The following is a 19699-nucleotide window of genomic DNA, read 5'->3' on the forward strand; positions in this document are numbered from 1 at the left end:
TAGTCTAGTGCTCGATCGGGCCCTTTGGCGAGACCAGCGCGGTGCCGGCGGTCGTCGGGCGCTCGATCAGGCGGCGCACGCGCGGCGGTTCGTCGCCGCTGTGCAGCGCCCGCACCCGTTCGGTGACGACGGCGTCGGCATGGGTGGCGCGCCGGTTGTGGCGGATATATTCCAGCCAGGTCGGCGTGTGGTAGTGCTCGATCCACACGGATGGGTTTTCCAGATCCCGCGCGAGCGTCCAGTTGCGGGCGCCGTCGCGGCGGCGGATGCGGCCGCGCTCGGCCATGGTGGCGAGGAATTCGGGCACGTCCTCGTCGCGAATGACATACTCGATCATGATGGCGATCGGGCCGCTGCGTGGCTTTAGGTCGAGGCCGAGATGCGGCTCCTTGAAGCGGTTGAGCGGGTCGAGGTTGAGCGCGGTCTGCTGCGGCAAGGGCAGGAGCAGGCCGATTGCGCCGCCGACGAGCATTGCGATGCTTGCTGCAATGAGCGCGGTTTCGGCGCCATGCGCATCGGCAACGACGCCCCAGATCCAGCTGCCCAGCGCGATGCCGCCGAAGGTCGCCGTCTGGTAGACCGACAGCACCCGGCCGACGACCCAGCGCGGCGTCGACATCTGCACGGTGACGTTGAAGTGGGACAGGGCGATCACCCAACAGGCGCCGCCAATGAGGAGGCCCGCTGATGTCTGCCAGGCATTGTGGCTGATTGCGGCGTTGAGGGCGCAGACGGCGAAGCCGGCGAAGGCCATGCGCACCATCGTCTCGCTGGACAGCAATTGCCGCAGACGCACGCTGATCAGCGCACCGCCGACGGCGCCGATGCCGAAGGCGCCGAGCATGATGCCGTAGGTCAAGGCATCGCCCTTGACGACGTCGCGCGCCACCAGCGGCAGCAGCGCCAGCACAGCGCCGGCGCTGAAGCCGAAGGCCGAGCCCCTGACCAGCACCTTGCCGATGTTGGGCGACATGGCGACATAGCGCAGGCCGGCGCCCATGGCAGCGCCCAGCGTCTCGCGCGGCAGCGACGAGACCGGCAGATCCGGCTTCCAGCGGAAGAGCACGATGATGAGGCCGATATAGCTCAGCGCATTGGCGGCAAAGGCCGCGGCCGCACCCGCAGCGGCAACGATGATACCGCCGATCGCCGGGCCGACGCTGCGGGTCAGGTTGAAGCCGAGCGAATTCAGCGCCACAGCCGCCGGCAGCTTGTTGCGCGGCACCATGTCGCCGACCGATGCCTGCCAGGACGGGTTGTTGAGCGCCGTGCCGCTGTCGATCAGGAAGGTGAAGGCAAGCAGCGTCCACGGCGTCATCCAGCCGTTCCAGGTGAACAGCGTTAGAAGTGCAGAGACGACCAGCATGAAGACCTGGGCGATCAGCATCACCTTGCGCCGGTTGAAGCTGTCGGCAATGGCGCCGGCGACGAGCGCAAACAGCATGATCGGCAGAGTGGTCGAGGCCTGGACCAGCGCCACCTGGTAGGGCGAGGTTGCGATGGTGGTCATCATCCAGGCGGCGCCGACGCCCTGGATCAGGCCACCGAAATTCGACACCAGGCTGGCCGACCAGACGGCGCGAAAAATACCATGCCGGAACGGCGCCAGCGCCGAGACGCGTTCGCTGTCCGGCTCGTCATCGATCATCAGACCTGTCCCACCTTCATGCGCTGGTTTCGCCCGCCGGGACGACAATCATGGCATCCGTTTGAAATAGAGTACGACATCCAAAAGGGCGAACGCACCTTCGAAAAAGATCATGGTCCAACAACAGGGTAGCAAGGCGAAAATACGTCAGCCGGCAAGGGTTCGCTGCCCAGGGCAATGTTCTCGTTGGTCCACCGCGCCGGGGGATCGGCCGGGGCGAAGTCAGCTTCTGTCGCGGGCGGCGGCATGCAGGGCATCGGTGAGCCGGCCGGTCGTCTCGCCGCCGGCGTGAAGGCGCAGGAAAAGCTCCATGCCGACAAGCCGCAGCCTGGAAGGTTCTTCGCGCCGCGCGAACCGGATCATGTCCTCCACGCTGGCTGTGGGCCACTTCATGGCATCGCGCAGGAAACCGCCGCGCAGCAAAGTCTCGGTGCCGGCCGAAAATTCGGACGATATCTCGAAGCCGATCTTGCGCGCCTGGACGTTCTGGCGCGGAATATGCTTTTGCGCGACCTTCCGCAAAAGCCATTTTCCTGTTTTGTCGCGGTATTTATGCCGCCTCGGCAAATGTATCGCGAAATCGATCAGCCGGTTCTCCAGGAACGGGACCCGCAGCTCCACGGACGCCGCCATGCTCAGCCGGTCGTGCCGGTGCAGGATGTCCTGCAGATGTGAATAGAGGTCATAGAGGCAATGTCCGAGGAAGGCACGATCGGCGGGCGGCGCTACCGGCTGCAAGCGGTCGAAAGTCTCTGTCTGGAGGAAGTTCAGCTCCGGCGACAGGGCGCGCAGGACCATGTTGCGCTCCATTTGTGAGTGGCTTCCAGCCGAGACCTTGTAGGGCGCACGGCGCTGATGCTCGAATCTTCGGTCGAGCGAGCGCTTCGAATGCAACAGACGCCGGGGCCACGACCAGGGGCGCCACATCTTCAGGCTCAAGGCCTGTAGTGGGTAACCGCCAAACAATTCGTCGGCGCCTTCACCGGTCAGCAACACCTTGACGCCGTCCACCCGGCATTGTTCGGCAAGCGCCAGCAGCCCGACATGGCTGGCGTGCCAGCCATCGCTTTCCAGATGCCAGATTACCCTTGGCCAAAGGTCGAAAAAACGGTCCCTGTCGACTGGCACCCGGCGCAAGGGCACACCGACATGGCGGCCGGTGCGCTCGGCGTCTTCGGCCTCGCTGCGGCCGAGCTGCGGGTCGACGACATAACCATGGACCTCTGGCCTGAACCGCCTTGCCAGCGCTGTTATCAGGCCGGAATCGACGCCGCTGCTGCAGGCCGTGGCGACGCCGGTATCGGCGATGCAGTGAAGCTCGACGCTGTCCTTAAGCAGCGCCTCGAGCGTCGCCATGTGCTCGGCGTCAGAGGACATGTCGCCAGTGATGCGCGCGGTCTCCAGCGCGTCCAGCACATGCCAGAAGCGGCGCTTTTCGATACCGCCGTCGGTGATCTTCCACAGGCCGGCGGGCGGCAAGCGCTCGATGCGGTCGAACAGGCTGTAGCTGGAATCGCGGCTCTGCCAGGCCAGCCGCAAGGTCATCTCGCGGCTGTCGATGTCGCGCGGAAAACCATTGCAAGTGAGGATCGCCTTGTCCTCGGAGGCAAACAGGAACCGATCCGGCATGTCGGCTACCGACATCGGCTTGATGCCGAGACGGTCACGAGCAAGCCACAGCGCACTGTTGCGGGCGTCGAAATAGGCGAAGGAAAACATGCCGTCGAACAGCGGCACGGCCTTTTCGGGACCCCAGTGATGCAGGGCTTCGAGCACCACTTCGGCATCGCTGATGGATCGAAAGACCAGGCCTTGCGCCTGCAGTGTTTCGCGCAGCGAGCGGTAGTTGTAGACCTCGCCATTGTAGACAAGCACGCCCTGGCCGGATGCGGTCAGCATCGGTTCGCGGGCGGCGGGCGAGGGGTCGATGATGGTCAGCCGGCGATGGCCGAGGGCCAGCCGGTTGTTGCTCCAGCTGTCGTGATCATCGGGGCCGCGATGCACCAGCGCCTGCATCATGCGGACGACATCCGACAGGTCGTTGGCGTCGATCGGGTTTCGCTTGCGCCAGACGCCGGCTATTCCGCACATGGCCTGCCGGTCGATGTTGCCTGGGTCATGACTCGCAATCTAGCTGGAACCAAGCAGGCTGCAAGCAGCTCTCACTATTACGCAATTCCTCAGGGAAAGCGCTACGCGCTTTTCCCGGGAAAACCGCGGCACACTTTCCTGGAATTGCTTCTAGAATCCGTTTTCGATGCGCTCGAAGATGACGTTGGTGAAGGCCGAGATCTGGCTGCCGATGAACGGGCCGGTCAGCGCCACGACCAGCATGATGGCGACGATCTTGGGCACAAAGGTCAGGGTGATTTCCTGGATCTGGGTCAGGGCCTGGATCAGCGCGATGCCGATGCCGACCGCCATGGCGACCAGCACCACAGGCGCGGAGGCGACGAGCACCGTCCACACCGCGTACTGGACGATGTCGAGCGCGTCGGCCTCGTTCATGGGAGTGCGCCTCTACGAACCAGGTCTAGCTGGCCGGCTTTATCGAAACGCCCGCGCCGACCGGCACTTCGGTGCCGTTCTGCAGCACGGCGATCAGGCCGTTGCTGGCAAGCTTGACGGAGGCCACGACGCCCGTCGTCTTGCCGTCGGCGGAGGTGATCGAGCGGCCGATCAGGGCGTCCGCCTGCGACAGCGCCGAGGACTGCATGATCTGATCGAGCTTGGTGTTGGTCTGCACCGATTGCTCAACCTGCGAGAAGGTGGCGAGCTGGGCGACATATTGCGTCGAATCCATCGGTTTCGTGGGATCCTGGTTTTTCATCTCGGCGATCAACAGCTTCAGGAACGACTGGTAGTCGACCGCTGTCTTCGACGTCTGCTGGGTGCCCTGGTTGGCGCCAGCCGGGATCTGTGTCGTCATGTCCACATTCATCAGTGTGCTCCCACGGCCAGTGGGCGCTTCGCGCCCTGAACATCGTCATTGCCGCCAAGCGCGCGGCGTTCGAGCGGATAAAGCGCACGGATCGCCTTCAGCGCTTCATAGATATGGTCTTCGCCGACCATGCGGTCGATCTGCTTCAGCGCGCCGTTGATCTGCTCGTCCTCGAAGCTTGCCAAAAGCAAGGGCAGCGAGCGGCGAAACATGGCGCGCGCCTCTACGGCGCCGGCCGGGTTCATCAGCATGACCTGCAGGATGAAGTAGAGCTGCTTCAGCGGTGTCGAGGCGTCTTCGGCCTGGATGACATGGTTCTCGAGCAGGAACTGGACATCGTTCATCAGCTCGACGGTGACCTTGCGGTCGACGCGGATGACGGCGCCGTTGATGTAGATCTTCTCGTTCGGCTTCAGCGATATCTTCAGCGTGTTGGTCATTGAATGCCGTCCCGGATGATCTGGGACACTTCGATCAGGCCTTCGAAATTGTCGGTACGGCCCTGGCGGATGTCCTCCGCCTCGCGCAGCAGCCACAGGCCGATGGAGATGAGGTTGGCGCGCAGTTCCTTGGGCAGGACATTGTCGCTGGAGCCGAGATCCTCAACGAAGGTGGTCCAGACCCGGTTGGTGAAGTGCAGCGCCTCGACCGCTTCCATCGAAGTGTGGCCGACCGCCGCCGCCGCCGACAGCATTTCGATCGAGCGGGTCAAAAGCTGCCGCTCGCGATCCTTGGCGTCGGTGACGGAGTCGGTCTGGATGTCGGCGTAGGAGAATTGGTACATCGTTTGGCTCTACCGTTGCGGTTGAGATTGTCAGGTCAGGTAGTTCAGCAGGCTCATCTGCTGCAGGCGCGCAGTCAGCGCGAAGGACGTTTCGATATGCTGCGTCAGATCCGCGACGCGGGTGGCGGCATCGGCCGGGTCGACGCCTTCCAGATCGAGGATATGCCGTTCAAAGAGATCGACCTGCGTCTTCATGCGATCGCTGGCGTCGGACACACGTTTTTCGGCAAGGCCGGTCTCGGCCTGCAGCTGGCCGAGCCCGCCCAGCGCCTCGCCGACCATCGCCTGGGCGCGGCCGACAACGGTGGTCTTCGCGGCCTGGCTGATGTTGCCGGAGAGCAGGCTTGTGACCATGGCGGAAGCCATGGCGAGTTTGCGGATACTGTCGTCATTGGCGCTGGCCGAGGTCTGCGTGGTTTCGCCGAGCGAAATGCGGCTGACGATCTGCTGGTCGGTGGCATTCGACCAGTTGGCCTGCCAGCCTGCGCCCATGAACTGCGGCACGACATTGGTGGTGATGAAGCTGTCCATCTGGGCGGCAGTGATGTTGGCGGCGAGCGGATCGTTCTGCGTGAAGCCGAAATAGGATGAGAAGGAAGCGTCGAACGCAGCCTTGGCCGGTGAGCCGGTGGCGGTGAAGTCGTCGATCGGCTTGACGTCGGTGTTGGTGCCGGCAAACAGATATTCACCGTTGACGCTGGCGTTGAGGATCGAGGTCATCTGCTGCACGGCGGCCTTGCCGGCTTGCTGTGTGATGGTGCTCGAGGAATTGCCGGCGGCGGTCAACGCGGTCAGCAAATTCTGTGCCGTGTCGGAAAGCTGGCCAAGCGCATCCTGCGTCGAGGAAAGCCGGGCGGTGACCAGCGAATTGGAATCGATGATGACGTTCAACCGGTCAAGATCGCGCGAGAAGGTAACCGCCTGCGAGGTGCGCGCGCCGAGCGCCAGGCCGACATCGGCGACGGTGCCGGTCGTCGATTCCTTGGTGGCTTTGACCAGTTCGGCCTGCATGCGCATCTGCTGATAGCGCGCGGCGTTGGAGAGGGCGGCTGAGGAGACGGATGTGGCTTTCATGGCTTATCCCACAGCATCGAGCAGGGACGACAGCATGTCGTCGACGGTTTTCATCATGCGCGCCGAGGCCTGATAGGTGTGTTCGAGGTCGAGCAACAGCGACATCTCCTGGTCGACATTGACGCCGGTGTCGTTGGACAGCGCCTCGGCGGTGCGCGATGCCAGCGCTTCCTTGGCATCGGCGTTGGTCGAGGCCTGCTGGCGCTGGCCTTCGAACCAGCCAATGGCATTGGCGGCGTAGTCGGACACGCTGGAGGTGACGGTGATGCCGGCCGAAGGGTCGAAAGGCATCGGCTTGTCGAGCTTGTCGCCATAGCCGATCAAAAGCTGCGAATAGGAGGCGTTGCCGTCGGTGTTGGCGATATAGGCGGAGCCATTGGCGCCACCGTCGCGCAACAGAACCGGATTGCCGCCGACGCTCGGATCCATTGCAGCGTTGACTTTGATCGAGCCGGCAAGGCCGTCGATCAGCGTGCCGGCGGCTGGAATGGCGGGTGCACCAGACCAGGTGAACAGGCCGGTTCGGTCGGGCTGCGAAGGTGCTGTCTCGGCAAAGGCGGTGATGAGGCCGCGCGCGACCTCGTCGAGCTGGCTCTGCATGGTCGCGGCGACGCCGTCACGCAAGGTGATCAACCCGGCGAGCTTGCCGTCGGCGCTGGCGTTGCCGCCGGTGCCGCCGCGGACCGGCACATTGTCGATATAGATGGTGTTGCCGGGCGTGCCCGCGGCGTAGCCCGCCGACGGCGTGAAGCTGACCGAGCGCGGAATGGTCTCGAACAGCGTCGTGCCGTCCTTGGTGGTGATGACCATGTCGTTGTCGCCGCGCGTGAAGGTCGACACCGGTACATAGTCGGCGATCTTCTTCAGAAGGGCGTCGCGCTGGTCGAGCGCGTCGGACGCGTCCGTGCCCGAACGGGTTGCGGAGATGACCGCCTTGTTGGCCTCCTGGAATTGGCTGAGCAGCGATTTGAGATCGTCGACGGCCGTCGATATCTCGCCATCGGCCTGGGTGCGGAAATCCTGGATCGCGTCGGTGCCGTCGTTCAGCGCGCGCACCACCTGCTGGGCCGCGTCGATGACGCTGGAACCGAGGTTCTGGTTGGATGGAGTGGAGGCGTAAAGCTGCAGCGCGTTCTGCAGATTGCCGATCGCGGTCGAGGCAGAGGAGGCGTTGTCGACGCCGTTGACGGCAACGGCGAGGCGGTCAATGCCGCTATAAAGCGTGCTCTGGCCGCTCCAGGCCGATTGCGCGCTGAGGTTCTGGCGAAACAGCAGGGCGTTGGCGGCGCGCTGGATCTCCACCGAGCGGGCGCCGGGCGCGCTGCTGACGACGACCGCGGTGCGGCGGGCGTAGTCGGGATTGCTAGCGTCGGCAATATTACGGGAAAGGACGCTGGTCTGCTTCGACGTGGTCTGAAGCGACTGTTGGGCTATGGTCAATGCGGAAGTCAGCGACATGCGGGTCTTTCACGAGGCCAGTGGGGAGGGGATGACGTTTCTGCCCTGTCGGCGGCGTCAGCGTTCGGAAACCTCCAATTCCAAACCACACCAGCCGGTTTGCCGGGGTGGCCTTGAATTCGAAATCCGCGCACCGCGCTGCTCCGGTTTGGGTTCATCCCACTAGCGCCCGTCGTTTATCTCTTCAGGTTGACAAGGACGTCCATGAGGTCGGAACCGGTCTGGAATACTTTCGAGTTTGCGGTGTAGCTGCGCTGCGCCGCGATCATGTTGGTCAGTTCCTCGGCGATATCGACGTTGGAATTTTCCAGCGCGCCGGAGATGATGCTGCCGAGCTTGCCTTCATTGGCAAAGCCGATGCGCACGGTGCCGGAGTCGGTGGATTGCGCATAGACGTTGCCAGGCAGTGCGGTGAGGTTGTCGGCGCTCTGGACGTCGGCCAACGGGATCTTGAACAGCGGCTTGGTCGAACCGTCCTGATACTGGGCGTAGATGACGCCGTCCTCCCCGATCTGGATCTTTTCGATCGTGCTGGGAGCGTTGCCGTTGACCTTCGCTTCGGAGACCGTGAAGCCGGTGCCGAGCTGGGTCAGCTTGGACAGATCGAGATCGAGCGACGCACCGCCCGGTACGGGTATCGTAATTGAGTCGACGGCGCCGGTGAGCTTGCCGGTGGTGGTGTCGAAGGTCAGATTGGCCGAAGCCAGCGCGCCGCCCGTATAGGGGAAGGATGTGCCGGGCGTCGCCTTGGACTGGTCGAACACCGAAACCGACCAAGTGCCGGTGCCGGTGTTGGTGAAATAGACGTCGAGCAGCTTTTTGTTGCCGAGATTGTCGTAGGTGACGATCGAGGATTTCGACGTGTACTCTGCCGTCGCGCTGTTGGTGGACGGCAGCGGACCGGCGGGCGGGGTGGCGCCCGCGGGCAGATTGGCGTTGAAGTTGCCCGAGGTGCTGGGCGTCGCCGTCATTTCCTGGTCGGAGATCTCGACAGGCACCAGCCCTTCGAAGCCGTTGGCGGTGGCGGCAGGTGTGCCGTTGGCGTAGCTGTAGGCCATCAACTGGTAGCCGGCGGCATTGACCAGCCTGCCCTGGGCATCTGGAACGAAGGCGCCGGCGCGGGTGAGGAAAGGTGTTCCGCTGGGGTCCTGGACGACGAAGAAGCCGTTGCCGTTGACCGCCAGGTCGGAGACCGAGGTTGTGTACTGAAGCACGCCCTGGGCGCTGATGGCCGAGCGGATCGTGGTGTTGACGCCGCCGGAATTATAGGCGCCGCCGACCTGCGGCATGATCAGCGTCGAGAACTCGGCCGAGGATCGCTTGTAGCCGGTGGTGTCGGAATTGGCGATGTTGTCGGCTGTCGTCGACAGGCGATTGGCCTGTGCGTTCATCCCGGAAACGCCGGTCCGCATCATTCCGTAAAGGCTCATCGAAACGTCTCCTCAATGCCCATGTCTGTGGTCGCGAGGGTATAATTTCTGTCTTGCGCGAAGCTGGCGCAGACCGCCATCAGAACACCAGCCGGTAGCCGAGGAAGCGCTTGGAATCGATCGGGTCCTGGCCGAGCTTCTCGCGCAGTTTCTTGCGCAATTTGCTGATGTGGCTCTCGACCACGTTCTCCTCGACCTCTTCGTCGAAGATGCCGTAGATGGCGTTGAAGACCTGGGTCTTGGTGACACGGCGTCCGCGGTTGCTCGCCAGATATTCGAGGATGCGGCGTTCGCGGCGCGGCAGTGGCAACGGCTGGCCATCGATCTCGGGATCGCGGCCGTCCATGAAGATGCGCATGGCGCCGATCTCGGTGTAGCTGACATCCTCATGGGCGCGGCGGCGGATGGCGGTGATGCGGGCCAGGATCTCTCTGATATGAACCGGCTTGCGGATGACGTCGTCGACGCCGCTCTCGAACAGCCGCAGCGTATTTTCAAGCGAGTGCTGTTCGCTGAGCGCGATGACCGGAGCGCCGGTGCGGTCGCGGATCTGGCGTGGCGAGATGGCGCCTTCGCGGCAGTCACCGATGAGGAAGGCGCGGACCGATTTCAAATCGGTGTCGGCGGCCGATGTCACCCACTCGCCGAATTCGCCGGGCGCGAAGCCTGCACAGGCGACTCCCTCGCGATCGAAAAGGGAGTTATACCCCTCAGTTACGAGCTCTCGCTCGTCAACGATTACAATCATCGGCCCGCCCTCCGAATCAGATCATCTGCCCCGTGGGAAGAGGCGTAACCGGTGGCGGGAATCCTGAACAACCATCATTTCTTGTAGCTATTTTCTTGGGAGTTATTTCGGGTTTCGAAATAACAGCAGTCACGAAGTTGTAGCGTTGGCCGCCGATACCGGGACGTGCCGGGGCACCGGCAGGGTCGCGGCTTGCGCACATCTGCGAAAGGCGGATGCATCTATGGGTTGCAGAAGGCCCGAGCGTTCGGCGTCCATTTGCCGAAGCCGGTGGCGACCATGTTGGCTATGACGCGGCAGACATAATATTTCTGCGCCGGATCATTGTCAGGGCCGGCGTGGTAGCGGGCGACGGCCATCGACCAACTGACATGACGGGCATGCAGGCTGGCCAGGAAGCGCGCCGCGTAGTCGACATTCTGGCGCGGGTCGAGCATGTCGTCGACACTGCGAAAATGCGATGCGTGATAATGATGGTTGATCTGCATGCAGCCGAGGTCGATGAGCGTCTTGCCCTCGCGCCGAGCCGCTTCGAATGTCGCCAAGGCCTCGACGTGACTCCTTGGAAAAACGGCTTTTCCTTCTATATTCAAGGCATTAGGCTGAAGGCTGCCTTTCTTGCCGGTCTCGGTAAGTCCGACGGCATAGAGGATGCCGGCCGGCACGCCATAGCGATCGGCGGCGCGCAGGATCTCGGGCTCGCAAGGGTTGGTGGCGGCGTTGGCCGATCCAGTGCCGAGGCTAGATAAACATATCGTCGCCAGCACGCTCGCGAACAGGCGCTGCAGGGCGACCGAATTCCTGTGCATCGTCATTGCGGTTTCTTCCCGACTGCTGGCCGCCCGAACCCGCATTGTTGCCGCTCGAGTTCCCGGGCTGAAAAGCGGACTGATCGCGGCCTTGCGGCGTCGCCTGGGAGTTCGCTGCATCACTGCGCGCCGGAGCGTGGACTGCTATCGATGGTTGCAGAATGGTGACCTTGTCGACATCGAAGCCAAGCCCGCGCAACGACTTCACTATAGCGTCGCTATCGGTGGTGAGGCGGCGGTAAGCCTCGTGAGTTTCGGGCTTCAATTCTATCGAAAGTTGTTCCCCGGCGAGCCTGAGACTGGCAGTGACCATGCCGAGTTCGGCCGGGTGAAGCTCGATCTTCAATATATGTGTCGGAACGGCAACAGAACCGGCCGTCTGGGCGGTCGTCGACGGCGTCGAAACCGCTTGCCGCAGGCCATTGTCCGAAGCGAGAGCGTCGATCAGAGCCGACGTCGTCTGGTTCATCGGGCTTTGCGCCGGCGCCGGGAAACTCTGCTCGGCGACAATGTCGACGCGCCCGGCGGACGGCGCCTGTTTTTCGGATGTGGACGTAGCGGCGGAATGGACTCCATCGACGGCCTTCGTCGACGGCGCAGACCGTTTTGCCTCAGGTGCCGAAACGTCGCTTGCCGTCTGGTCCGCCGGCAGAAGAGGTGTCGCGCCATCTTGGTTTGGCAGCTTGCCTGACTGGGGTTCGATCATGGCCAGCTTTTGCCGCTGATCCTGTGAGGAAACGTCAGCGCCGGCCTTGGCCCGTTCGGGCCGCGGCGGTGTGTCGAGACTGTTGCCGGGGCCGGATGCCGCGCGGAATTTCTTCAACGACACAGGCGGCGTCTGCGCAGAAACGGTCTCGCCGTCGAGTGCCGGTTGTTCAGTCTGTTCATTCGTAGCAGGCCCGTTCCCGCTCGCTCTGGCCGCCGAGAAACGGCTGATATCATGCAACGCTATCAGCAATGGCAGATGGTCCTGCAGCGGTGCCGTGCCTGCCTCTTGTCCATCCGCCTCAGCGTCAGCGGATGTCTTGTCCGGATCGCCGTCGACATGGTCCTTTGCGACTTTCCCGACAACCGGTTTGGGAGCCGTCTTGCCCGTCTCCGCGTGTGCAGTCTCTCCCTTGACGGGGCCGGCCGCGCTGCGCCGGGTCCAACATGGCTCGTGCGGCACGGCCTCGGTTGCTCCCTGGCCTTTCTGCGTCGGCGCATTGTCGTCGCCGCGCAGCAGTTCACCGAAGCTTTTGTCCTCGCCCTTGGCGTTCGGCGCGGTCTGCTTCGATCCAGCGTGCACGGGCGCAAATCCCGGCAGGGCCTGGCCAACATTGGTGGTCATTTCGGGGCTGCTCCAAGCATCTGGTCGATCAAATCGAGCTGGCGACGCGTCTTGGCCATGGCGGCGTCGGTGGGATCGGCGGGCTCGGCGCCGGCTGCAGGTGCCGATGCCGGCACGACAGGCGCCGCATCGCTGGCGGTGGCGACAGAAGGCGCCTGCGCCCCCTTGGTCTGAGGCGTACTCTGTGCCTGCGCGGCTGACTCGACTGGCGCCTTCGGCTTGTCGGTTGCGGCCGGTCCGCCCGATGCCGCTGCGGCTGGCGGCTCAGGCATTGCACCTTCGACCGGCGGCAGTTCGGGCTCATCGGGGTTTGCCGTATCCGCGGTCTTGACCGGCTCCTGTTTGACCGCGGCAGGCGCAAGCTCGTCGGCAGGCAGCGTCGCCGGCGGCGCGATCACTTCGCCGGCCACGGCCTGCGCGGCGTCGAGCAGGTCGCGGTCGCTTTGCGAAAGCTGGCTGCGATCGATCTTGTCGAGCTTGGCGCGGACCTCGTCGATGGTGCCCGACGTAACCGTGGACAAGCTGGAATAGAGCTGGGCGCGCGGGTCGTCATGATTGTGGACGCCGTCGCGGCCCTGTTCGGCCCTGGCCGAGGCAAAGGCGGAGAGGCCGGCGAGGCCGTCGATCGCGGCACGGCGGGCAATGCGCAGGTAGATCACTTTCTCGCGCTCGGAATCCATCATTGCGGTGATGTCGGCGAGCTTGTCCTGGCTGATCGCCATATGGAGCGTGATGACGCCGGACACGAAGGCATCGGCAAACTGGCTGGCATAGGGCGAATAGAGATAGTCCTCGACATATTGCGTCGAGGCGAGCGCGAAGCGCGCGCCATCGCCTTGCGCGGCGGCGATACCGACCGAGCGGCGCAGCGCTGCTTCCTCGACCAGCGTGCCGGGGCTGAGCAGGCGGGCGTCGTCGAGCAACGCAAGTGCTGCGGCCGGTTGCTCGGTGGCGAGCAGCGAGCCTTTGACCAGCGCCAGGAAGGCGCCGAGATCGGCGGGCAGCATCATCGGATCGATCGGCTTCAGCGCCTCGATCGCGGCCGCCGGGCGGCCGTTCAGATAATCGATAATGCCCTTGGCGATGGCCAGGCTTTGTGGGTCGGTCTTGGCGCGCGACATCGCCACCTCGACGGTGACGGGGTTGCCGCCGCTCATGCCATAGACCAGCAAGGCGCGAAAATTCTTCGGGTCGCTGAAGTCCTGGGCGTTGGCCGCGCGCAGTCTTGTGTCGGTCATCTCGAGCAGCTTGGCCTGCATCGGCAACGCGGCGTGATCACCGGCGGCGATGCGGTCCTGCACCAGCTGCAGCGAGCGCACCAGCTGATAGGGCTGCAAGCCGTCCTCGGCAAAAGCTGCGGGCGAATGGACAGCGCTCAGCAGCAGCAGGCCGACGGCCCGACCGATGATGGTGCCTCGTCTCATCCGTCGGTCGCCATCAGGATCTCGATGCGGCGGTTCGCGGCAGCCATCGGGTCGGCTGCAATTTTCGGCTCGCGGTCGGCGAAGCCGGCGACCTCGGTGATACGGCGCTCGTCGACGCCGCCGCGCACCAGCATGTAGTAGGCGGAATGGGCGCGCGCCGTGGACAGCCGCCAATTGTCGTAAGTGTCGCTGCGGAACGGCCGCGCATCGGTGTGGCCGTTGATGCTGATCGTGCCTTTCTGCTCGTTGACGATGCGGCCGATCTTTTCCATCGCCAGCACCAGTTCACGGCGCGGCACTGCCGAGCCGATCTCGAACATGCCGAAATCGAACTGGTCGGTGATCGAGATGACGACGCCCTTGTCGGTGGCCTCGACGGAGACGCCGTCGTGCAATTTGTCGCCTGGCTTGAAGGCCTCGGCCAGTTCCTGCTTGACCTGTGCCGCGGCCTTGACGGCGGCGGCACTCGGCGCCTTTTCCGCGGCTTCGGGCTTGGGTGCGGTTTGTGCGGCGGCTTCGGCCTTTGCCTCCTCCGCCTTTTCCGCTTCGGCCTTTGCGGCTTCAGCCTTGGCCTCTGCCTTGGCTTCAGCTTTGGTCAGCGGCTTGTCGGATGCGGGCTTCGCCAGCGGCTCGAGCGGCGCTGCCGTCACAGGCGGCGCCGGTGGCACGGCCTTCACTTCAGCTACTTGCGTCTGTGCCGCCTTGTCGCCGGGCTTGAGCGGATCGCCTTCGATCTTGCTGCGTTCGGCGGTGGCTTCGGCGCCGGGTGCCGCCACCTGCTGCGACCAGAAATCCGGTGCGAACGGGTCGCGGTAGGATTGGCCGCCCGATGCGCCGGTGGCCGGGCCGGACGCCTGGGTGCCGCCATCGCCCTTCTCGCTGACATTCTGCATGACGCCGGTATCGGTGGCGATTTCCGACAGCACCGCATAGGGGTCGGCAAACAGATGCTCGTCGGAAAGATCGGCCTTCGGCGCCGATTCCTTCGGCTGCTTCTTGTCCGAGGTGCCTGCGCCGCCGATGCCGTCCTGTCCGGCCTTGCTGGTCTTGTCCTTCGGGTCGTCAGCCGTCAGCCCGACCTTGCTCGGGCCATCGCCGAGGTCTTCGAGGCCCTTGCGGCTGGCGTTGCGGTCAACCAGCTTGACCGGGTTGAAATAGCTGGCGACGGCGGCCTTGGTCTGCTCGTTGGCGGCATTGATCAGCCACATGACGAGGAAGAAGCACATCATGGCGGTCATGAAATCGGCAAAGGCGATCTTCCAGACGCCGCCATGATGGGCGTCGTCGTGGTCGTCGTGGTTGCGCCGCACGATGATGATTTCGTGCCTGGGTTCTGCAGCGTCGGCAATGCTCATGACAAGTCCCCGTTCATGAGAGGGCCTCGGACAAGGCGGAAGACCATTCGGCGATGCGGGTTTCGAACACCGCCTCGTCAATGGCGACGGTGAGGTCGAAGCCGGGCGCCTCGACGAAATCGAGATTGGCCGCGCGTGGGCCAAGCGAAGCCTTCAGCGTCTCGAATAGCGACAGCGGCCCGCGCACGGCTATGCGCACCGCCTCGCTGTCGCCGACGGCTTCGCGGATCGTGCCGGCAAGGGCTTCCAGCGAACGTTTCTGCAGATCGTCGCTGATTATGCCGCCAATGATGCGGGCAACGGTGGCGCCGACAAGCTCGCTGACCTTCGCCTCCATGGCGTCGATACGGGCAGTGACGGCTACGCCGACATCGCTGCCGAAGCTTTCCAGAAAGGCCTTTGCTTCATCGGCGTTGGCCTGGCTCTGCGCCTCGAGCGCCGCCTGGTGGGCGATGGCAAGGCGGGCTTCAAGGGCGGTTTCGGCATCGATGACCGCTTCGGCAATCAGCGCGCCGATGTCGGCCTGCGGCGCCGGCGCCTCCGGCCTTGGCTCGGCCTTGGTCGCGAGCGGCGGCTGGCCGGCGCGCTGGGTACGTGCGCCGAAATCCGGCAAAAGGTCGAAAAGCGCTGCCGAGACCATGGTCTATACCGCTGCTTCCTGGGCGGCCCATTTGCGCAGGATCTGCGCGGTGCGCTCCTCGTTGAGATCGACCATGCGGGCAAGCCGCTCCTGCGGCGCCGGCCTGATCTTCTGGCGAAGATCGTCGAGCGGAGTCGGGCCCGGGCGGCCGCTCGGCAATGCCGCCGGCGGAGGTTCGGCAGTGGCGGTGGTTTCAGGTGTCGGCAGCGAACGCTGGACATCGTCGAAGCTTGGACCGGCAAGTGCGGGCGTCGGCCGCGCGGTCAGCGCGGTGGCCATCGGCCTCAGGCCGAAGAAGGCGACCAGGAACACCACGACGATGAAGGCGCCGGCATTGATCATCGTGCCGGCATGGGTTCCGATCGATGCCATTATGCCCGGCTGTTCGATCGGCTCGCCGTCCAGCCCGTCGATGAACTCGACCGCCGAGACATCGATGATATCGCCGCGCTTGTCGTCGAAGCCGGTGGCCGAGGCCACCATCTTCTGGATGTCGGCGACGCGCTTGGCGATCTGCTCGGGCGTGGCATCCTTGCCGAGGATGGTCATCAGCCGCTGCTGGTTGACGACGACGGCGATCGACATTTTGGTGACGGAATAGCCGTTGGAGACGGTGGCGATCTTCTTGGAGTTGATCTCGTAATTGGTGATCTCCTCCTTGCGGTCGTTGGCCGATGTCGTCTGTGGGCCGTCGGTGCTGGTCGCCTGGGTCTCGGGCAGGTTCTGCTCGACGCTGGCCGGGGTCGAGGCCTGCCGCTGGTTGCTGTTTTCGTTGGCGCGCACCGACTGCACCGAACGCTCGACGCGCGACTCCGGATCGAAGATCGTCTCTTCGGTCTGGCGGGTGTCGGTGTTGACATCGGCCTTGACGCTGGCGCGGAAATTGTCTGGTCCGAGATAGGGTGTCAGCGCGCGGCGGATGTTGTCGCCGATCTGCGCCTCGACGGTCTGCTCGACGCCGAGCGTGCGGGCAGCACTGGTGTTGGAGGGATCGTCGCCGGCGGCCAACAGATTACCGTTGGAATCGAGCACGGTGACCTTGTCGGCCGACAGGCCGGGCACGGCGGCGGCGACGAGATGGCGGATCGACATGGCGCTCTTTTCGGCGTCAATGCCGGAATAGCGGATGACCACCGAGGCCGAGGGCTGCTGTTCGTCGCGGCGGAAATTGGCGCGCTCGGACATGACGATGTGGACGCGGGCGGCCTTGATGCCCGCAATCGACTGGATGGTACGGGCGATCTCGCCCTCGAGCGCGCGCACGCGGGTGATCTGCTGCATGAAGGAGGTCAGGCCGAGCGACCCGACATTGTCGAACAGTTCGTAGCCGGCATTGGCGCTGGTCGGCAGCCCCTTTTCGGCAAGCAGCATGCGCGCCTGCGCGGTGGTGCCGGCCGGTACCAGCACGGAGGTGCCGTCGGAGCCGACGTCGAAGCCGATGCCGGCCTCGCCGAGCACCAGGCCGATCTGGTTCACGTCGGAGCGGTCGAGCCCGACATAGAGCGTCTCATAGGCGGGGCGATTGAGATAGACCGAGCCGATGCCGATGACGGCCATGACCAGCGCGGCAATGCCGGCCAGCATGGCGAGGCGCCTGACGCCAAATGCCCTGAGATTCGAGATGATGCTCTGGATCTGTTGCGGCACGATTCAAGCGCTCCCAGCATGATATTCCGTGGGAACACTAGACCGCGAAGCTTGTGCGAAGATGATAAAGCATGTCGCCCGGAAGTGTGCAGCGGTTCCGGGCCAACGACATGCATCAAAACACAGCCACAAAGCGAAAGGGCCGCGCTGTTGGCGCGGCCCTTCAATTCGAAGGCGGAGAAAGCCGGGTACGGCCTATTGCTTGAACAGCGCCAGGATCGACTGCGAGTTGCCGTTGGCGATCGACAGCGACTGGATGCCGAGCTGCTGCTGGACCTGGAGGGCCTGCAGCCGCGTCGATTCCTTGTTCATGTCGGCGTCGACCAGAGCGCCGACGCCCTTGTCGATGGAGTCCGACAGGTTCGACAGGAAGCTCTTCTGGGTGTCGATGCGCGACTTGGCGGCGCCGAGATAGGCGGCACCCGTGGACAGTTTGGCCAGCGCCGTTTCAACGGCGCCGAGTGCGGTGTCGATGGCAGCCGGGAGGACCTGGGTGGTGCTCGGATCGAAGAAGGTCGTAGCCAGCAGGCCGCCGACGATGCCGCCGGTGCCGGCAATGTCGAGAACCTGCGTATCGGAAGCCTTGACGTCGATGGTGTCGATGGCGACGGTCGTGCCGGTGCGATTGTAGGAAGCGACGATCTTGAGGTCGGAGGCGGCGGTAGCATCGTTCTGCAGCAAGTTCGAGCCGGCATAGGAAGCGTTGGTGACCGACGACTTGATCTGGTCCTGGATGGCCTTGATTTCGGTCGCGATCTTCTGCTGGTCGTCCTTCGAGGCGCTGCGCGCGGTAACCAGCTTGGCCTTGATCAGGTCGACCTGGTCCTTGATGTCGGTGATGGCGGTGTAGGCGGTGTCGACCTTGCCGGCGCCGAGGCCGAGCGCGTCCTGAACAGCCGAAAGCGCCTTGTTGTCGGACTTCATCGTGGTGGCGATCGACCAGTAGGCAGCGTTGTCGCTGGCGGTGGCGACGCGGTAGCCGGTCGAAATGCGCGACTGGGTCATTTCGAGCTGCTTGTTGGTGTTGTTCAAGCTCTGCAGCGCGGTCAGCGCCGAAGCGTTCGTCATGATGCTTGCCAAGATCTTTACCCCTTCTCAAAAACTGGCGTGTCACGCACACGCCGGATCAACTTCATCAGGGGGTAGGCATAAGCCCATCGACCGTCTGGTCTGCCCGCCATGGTATCGTTAACCATGACTACCGGGATATGGTTAATGGCCTGTTAAAACAAGCCAATCCGGGCGCTGGCCAAAAGCAAAATCGGCCGCCATTTAAAGAGAAAATCAACAGCCACAAAAAAGAAATCGGGCCGCGCTGTTGGCGCGGCCCGATCGGATCTTGTCGGTCGTAAAGTCGAGAGATCAGCCGCGGAAGAGCGACAGGATCGACTGCGAGTTGCCGTTGGCGATCGACAGCGCCTGGATGCCGAGCTGCTGCTGGACCTGGAGGGCCTGCAGCCGGGTCGATTCCTTGTTCATGTCGGCGTCGACCAGAGCGCCGACGCCCTTGTCGATGGAGTCCGACAGGTTCGACAGGAAGCTCTTCTGGGTGTCGATGCGCGACTTGGCGGCGCCGAGCGAGGCAGCGCCGGTGGACAGCTTGGCCAGCGCCGTTTCAACGGTGCCGAGCGCGGTGTCGATGGCGGCGGCGGTAACCGCCGTGGTGCTCGGATCGAAGAAGGTCGTGGCGAGCAGGCCGCCAACGATGCCGCCCGTGCCGGCGACATCAAGGACCTGCGTGTCGGCAGCCTTGACGTCGATGGTGTCGATGGTGACGGTCGCGCCGGTACGGTTGTAGGAAGCGACGATCTTCAGGTCGGAGGCGGCGGCGCCGTCGGTCTGCAGCAGGTTCGAGCCGGCGAAGTTGGCGTTGGTCACCGAGGACTTGATCTGCGCCTGGATGGCGTTGATTTCGGTCGCGATCTTCTGCTGGTCTTCCTTCGAGGCGCCGCGAGCGGTGACGAGCTTGGACTTGATCAGGTCGACCTGGTCCTTGATGTCGTTGATGGCGGTGTAGGCGGTGTCGACCTTGCCGGCGCCGAGGCCGAGCGAATCCTGAACCGACGAAAGCGCCTTGTTGTCGGACTTCATCGAGGTCGCGATCGACCAGTAGGCAGCGTTGTCGCTGGCGGTGGCGACGCGGTAGCCCGTGGAAATACGGGCCTGGGTCATTTCGAGCTGCTTGTTGGTGCTGTTGAGGCTCTGCAGCGCGGTCAGCGCCGCGGCGTTGGTCATGATACTGGACATGGCTACTCGTACCTTGATTTTTACAGGATGTTTTTTTGCATACCGGCTTTTCCGGTATGACGGAGCGGCATCATGCCAATGATCGTGAGACCCGATCACCCGCCATCTGCGAGCAATATGCGGGCAAGTCCCTACCAAAGGGCTAAACGGGACGGTTAACCGGA

At 63.9% G+C, this 19699-nt stretch carries 18 protein-coding genes; all 18 read right to left on the reverse strand.

Annotated features, from left to right (window positions below):
* Positions 1-4: 4 nt before the first annotated feature.
* Positions 5-1648, reverse strand: a complete 1644-nt coding sequence (locus AC04SG_RS22140) for an MFS transporter (RefSeq protein WP_488552790.1) — start codon at positions 1646-1648, stop codon at positions 5-7.
* A 222-nt stretch (positions 1649-1870) separates the two neighbouring features.
* Positions 1871-3739: an asparagine synthase (glutamine-hydrolyzing) gene (asnB, locus tag AC04SG_RS22145; RefSeq protein WP_488552791.1), complete on the reverse strand. Its 1869-nt coding sequence runs from the start codon at positions 3737-3739 to the stop codon at positions 1871-1873.
* A gap of 150 nt (positions 3740-3889) precedes the next feature.
* On the reverse strand, positions 3890-4156 hold the full coding sequence (gene fliQ, locus AC04SG_RS22150) for a flagellar biosynthesis protein FliQ (protein WP_192254461.1): 267 nt from the start codon (positions 4154-4156) through the stop codon (positions 3890-3892).
* 25 nt (positions 4157-4181) lie between these two features.
* A complete protein-coding gene (gene flgD / locus AC04SG_RS22155) occupies positions 4182-4589 on the reverse strand; it encodes a flagellar hook assembly protein FlgD (protein ID WP_477288311.1) in 408 nt (135 codons plus the stop codon).
* Positions 4589-5029 (reverse strand): flagellar biosynthesis repressor FlbT, encoded by a 441-nt coding sequence (gene flbT, locus AC04SG_RS22160; protein WP_488552792.1) that lies wholly within the window; start codon positions 5027-5029, stop codon positions 4589-4591. Before flbT ends, flgD begins: the two co-directional genes overlap by 1 nt.
* The gene (flaF, locus tag AC04SG_RS22165) at positions 5026-5373 is read right to left on the reverse strand and encodes a flagellar biosynthesis regulator FlaF (protein ID WP_192254454.1); all 348 of its coding nucleotides are present in this window, start codon (positions 5371-5373) and stop codon (positions 5026-5028) included. Before flaF ends, flbT begins: the two co-directional genes overlap by 4 nt.
* A gap of 30 nt (positions 5374-5403) precedes the next feature.
* Positions 5404-6447, reverse strand: a complete 1044-nt coding sequence (locus tag AC04SG_RS22170) for a flagellar hook-associated family protein (RefSeq protein ID WP_488552793.1) — start codon at positions 6445-6447, stop codon at positions 5404-5406.
* A 3-nt stretch (positions 6448-6450) separates the two neighbouring features.
* On the reverse strand, positions 6451-7905 hold the full coding sequence (gene flgK, locus AC04SG_RS22175; RefSeq protein ID WP_488552794.1) for a flagellar hook-associated protein FlgK: 1455 nt from the start codon (positions 7903-7905) through the stop codon (positions 6451-6453).
* A gap of 176 nt (positions 7906-8081) precedes the next feature.
* The gene (locus AC04SG_RS22180) at positions 8082-9335 is read right to left on the reverse strand and encodes a flagellar hook protein FlgE (protein WP_352586310.1); all 1254 of its coding nucleotides are present in this window, start codon (positions 9333-9335) and stop codon (positions 8082-8084) included.
* A gap of 79 nt (positions 9336-9414) precedes the next feature.
* Positions 9415-10083: a response regulator transcription factor gene (locus tag AC04SG_RS22185; RefSeq protein WP_112559323.1), complete on the reverse strand. Its 669-nt coding sequence runs from the start codon at positions 10081-10083 to the stop codon at positions 9415-9417.
* A gap of 221 nt (positions 10084-10304) precedes the next feature.
* The gene (locus tag AC04SG_RS22190) at positions 10305-10892 is read right to left on the reverse strand and encodes a transglycosylase SLT domain-containing protein (protein ID WP_488552811.1); all 588 of its coding nucleotides are present in this window, start codon (positions 10890-10892) and stop codon (positions 10305-10307) included.
* Entirely contained in the window at positions 10825-12222 is a 1398-nt protein-coding gene (gene fliK, locus AC04SG_RS22195; RefSeq protein WP_488552795.1) for a flagellar hook-length control protein FliK, read from the reverse strand. Before fliK ends, AC04SG_RS22190 begins: the two co-directional genes overlap by 68 nt.
* A complete protein-coding gene (locus tag AC04SG_RS22200) occupies positions 12219-13646 on the reverse strand; it encodes a chemotaxis protein MotC (protein WP_488552796.1) in 1428 nt (475 codons plus the stop codon). Before AC04SG_RS22200 ends, fliK begins: the two co-directional genes overlap by 4 nt.
* Complete coding sequence (locus AC04SG_RS22205) at positions 13643-15001, reverse strand: MotB family protein (protein ID WP_488552797.1); 1359 nt, start codon at positions 14999-15001, stop codon at positions 13643-13645. The genes AC04SG_RS22200 and AC04SG_RS22205 overlap by 4 nt, the downstream gene beginning before the upstream one ends.
* Before the next feature lie 13 nt (positions 15002-15014).
* Positions 15015-15641, reverse strand: coding sequence for a hypothetical protein (locus AC04SG_RS22210; RefSeq protein ID WP_488552798.1), 627 nt, complete (start codon positions 15639-15641; stop codon positions 15015-15017).
* A gap of 3 nt (positions 15642-15644) precedes the next feature.
* Entirely contained in the window at positions 15645-17288 is a 1644-nt protein-coding gene (gene fliF, locus AC04SG_RS22215; protein WP_488552799.1) for a flagellar basal-body MS-ring/collar protein FliF, read from the reverse strand.
* Between the two features lie 195 nt (positions 17289-17483).
* Positions 17484-18368 (reverse strand): flagellin N-terminal helical domain-containing protein, encoded by an 885-nt coding sequence (locus AC04SG_RS22220; RefSeq protein WP_488552800.1) that lies wholly within the window; start codon positions 18366-18368, stop codon positions 17484-17486.
* Between the two features lie 282 nt (positions 18369-18650).
* Complete coding sequence (locus AC04SG_RS22225) at positions 18651-19535, reverse strand: flagellin N-terminal helical domain-containing protein (protein WP_488552801.1); 885 nt, start codon at positions 19533-19535, stop codon at positions 18651-18653.
* Between the last annotated feature and the right edge of the window lie 164 nt (positions 19536-19699).

The sequence above is a fragment of the Mesorhizobium sp. CNPSo 4684 genome, from assembly GCF_057784315.1.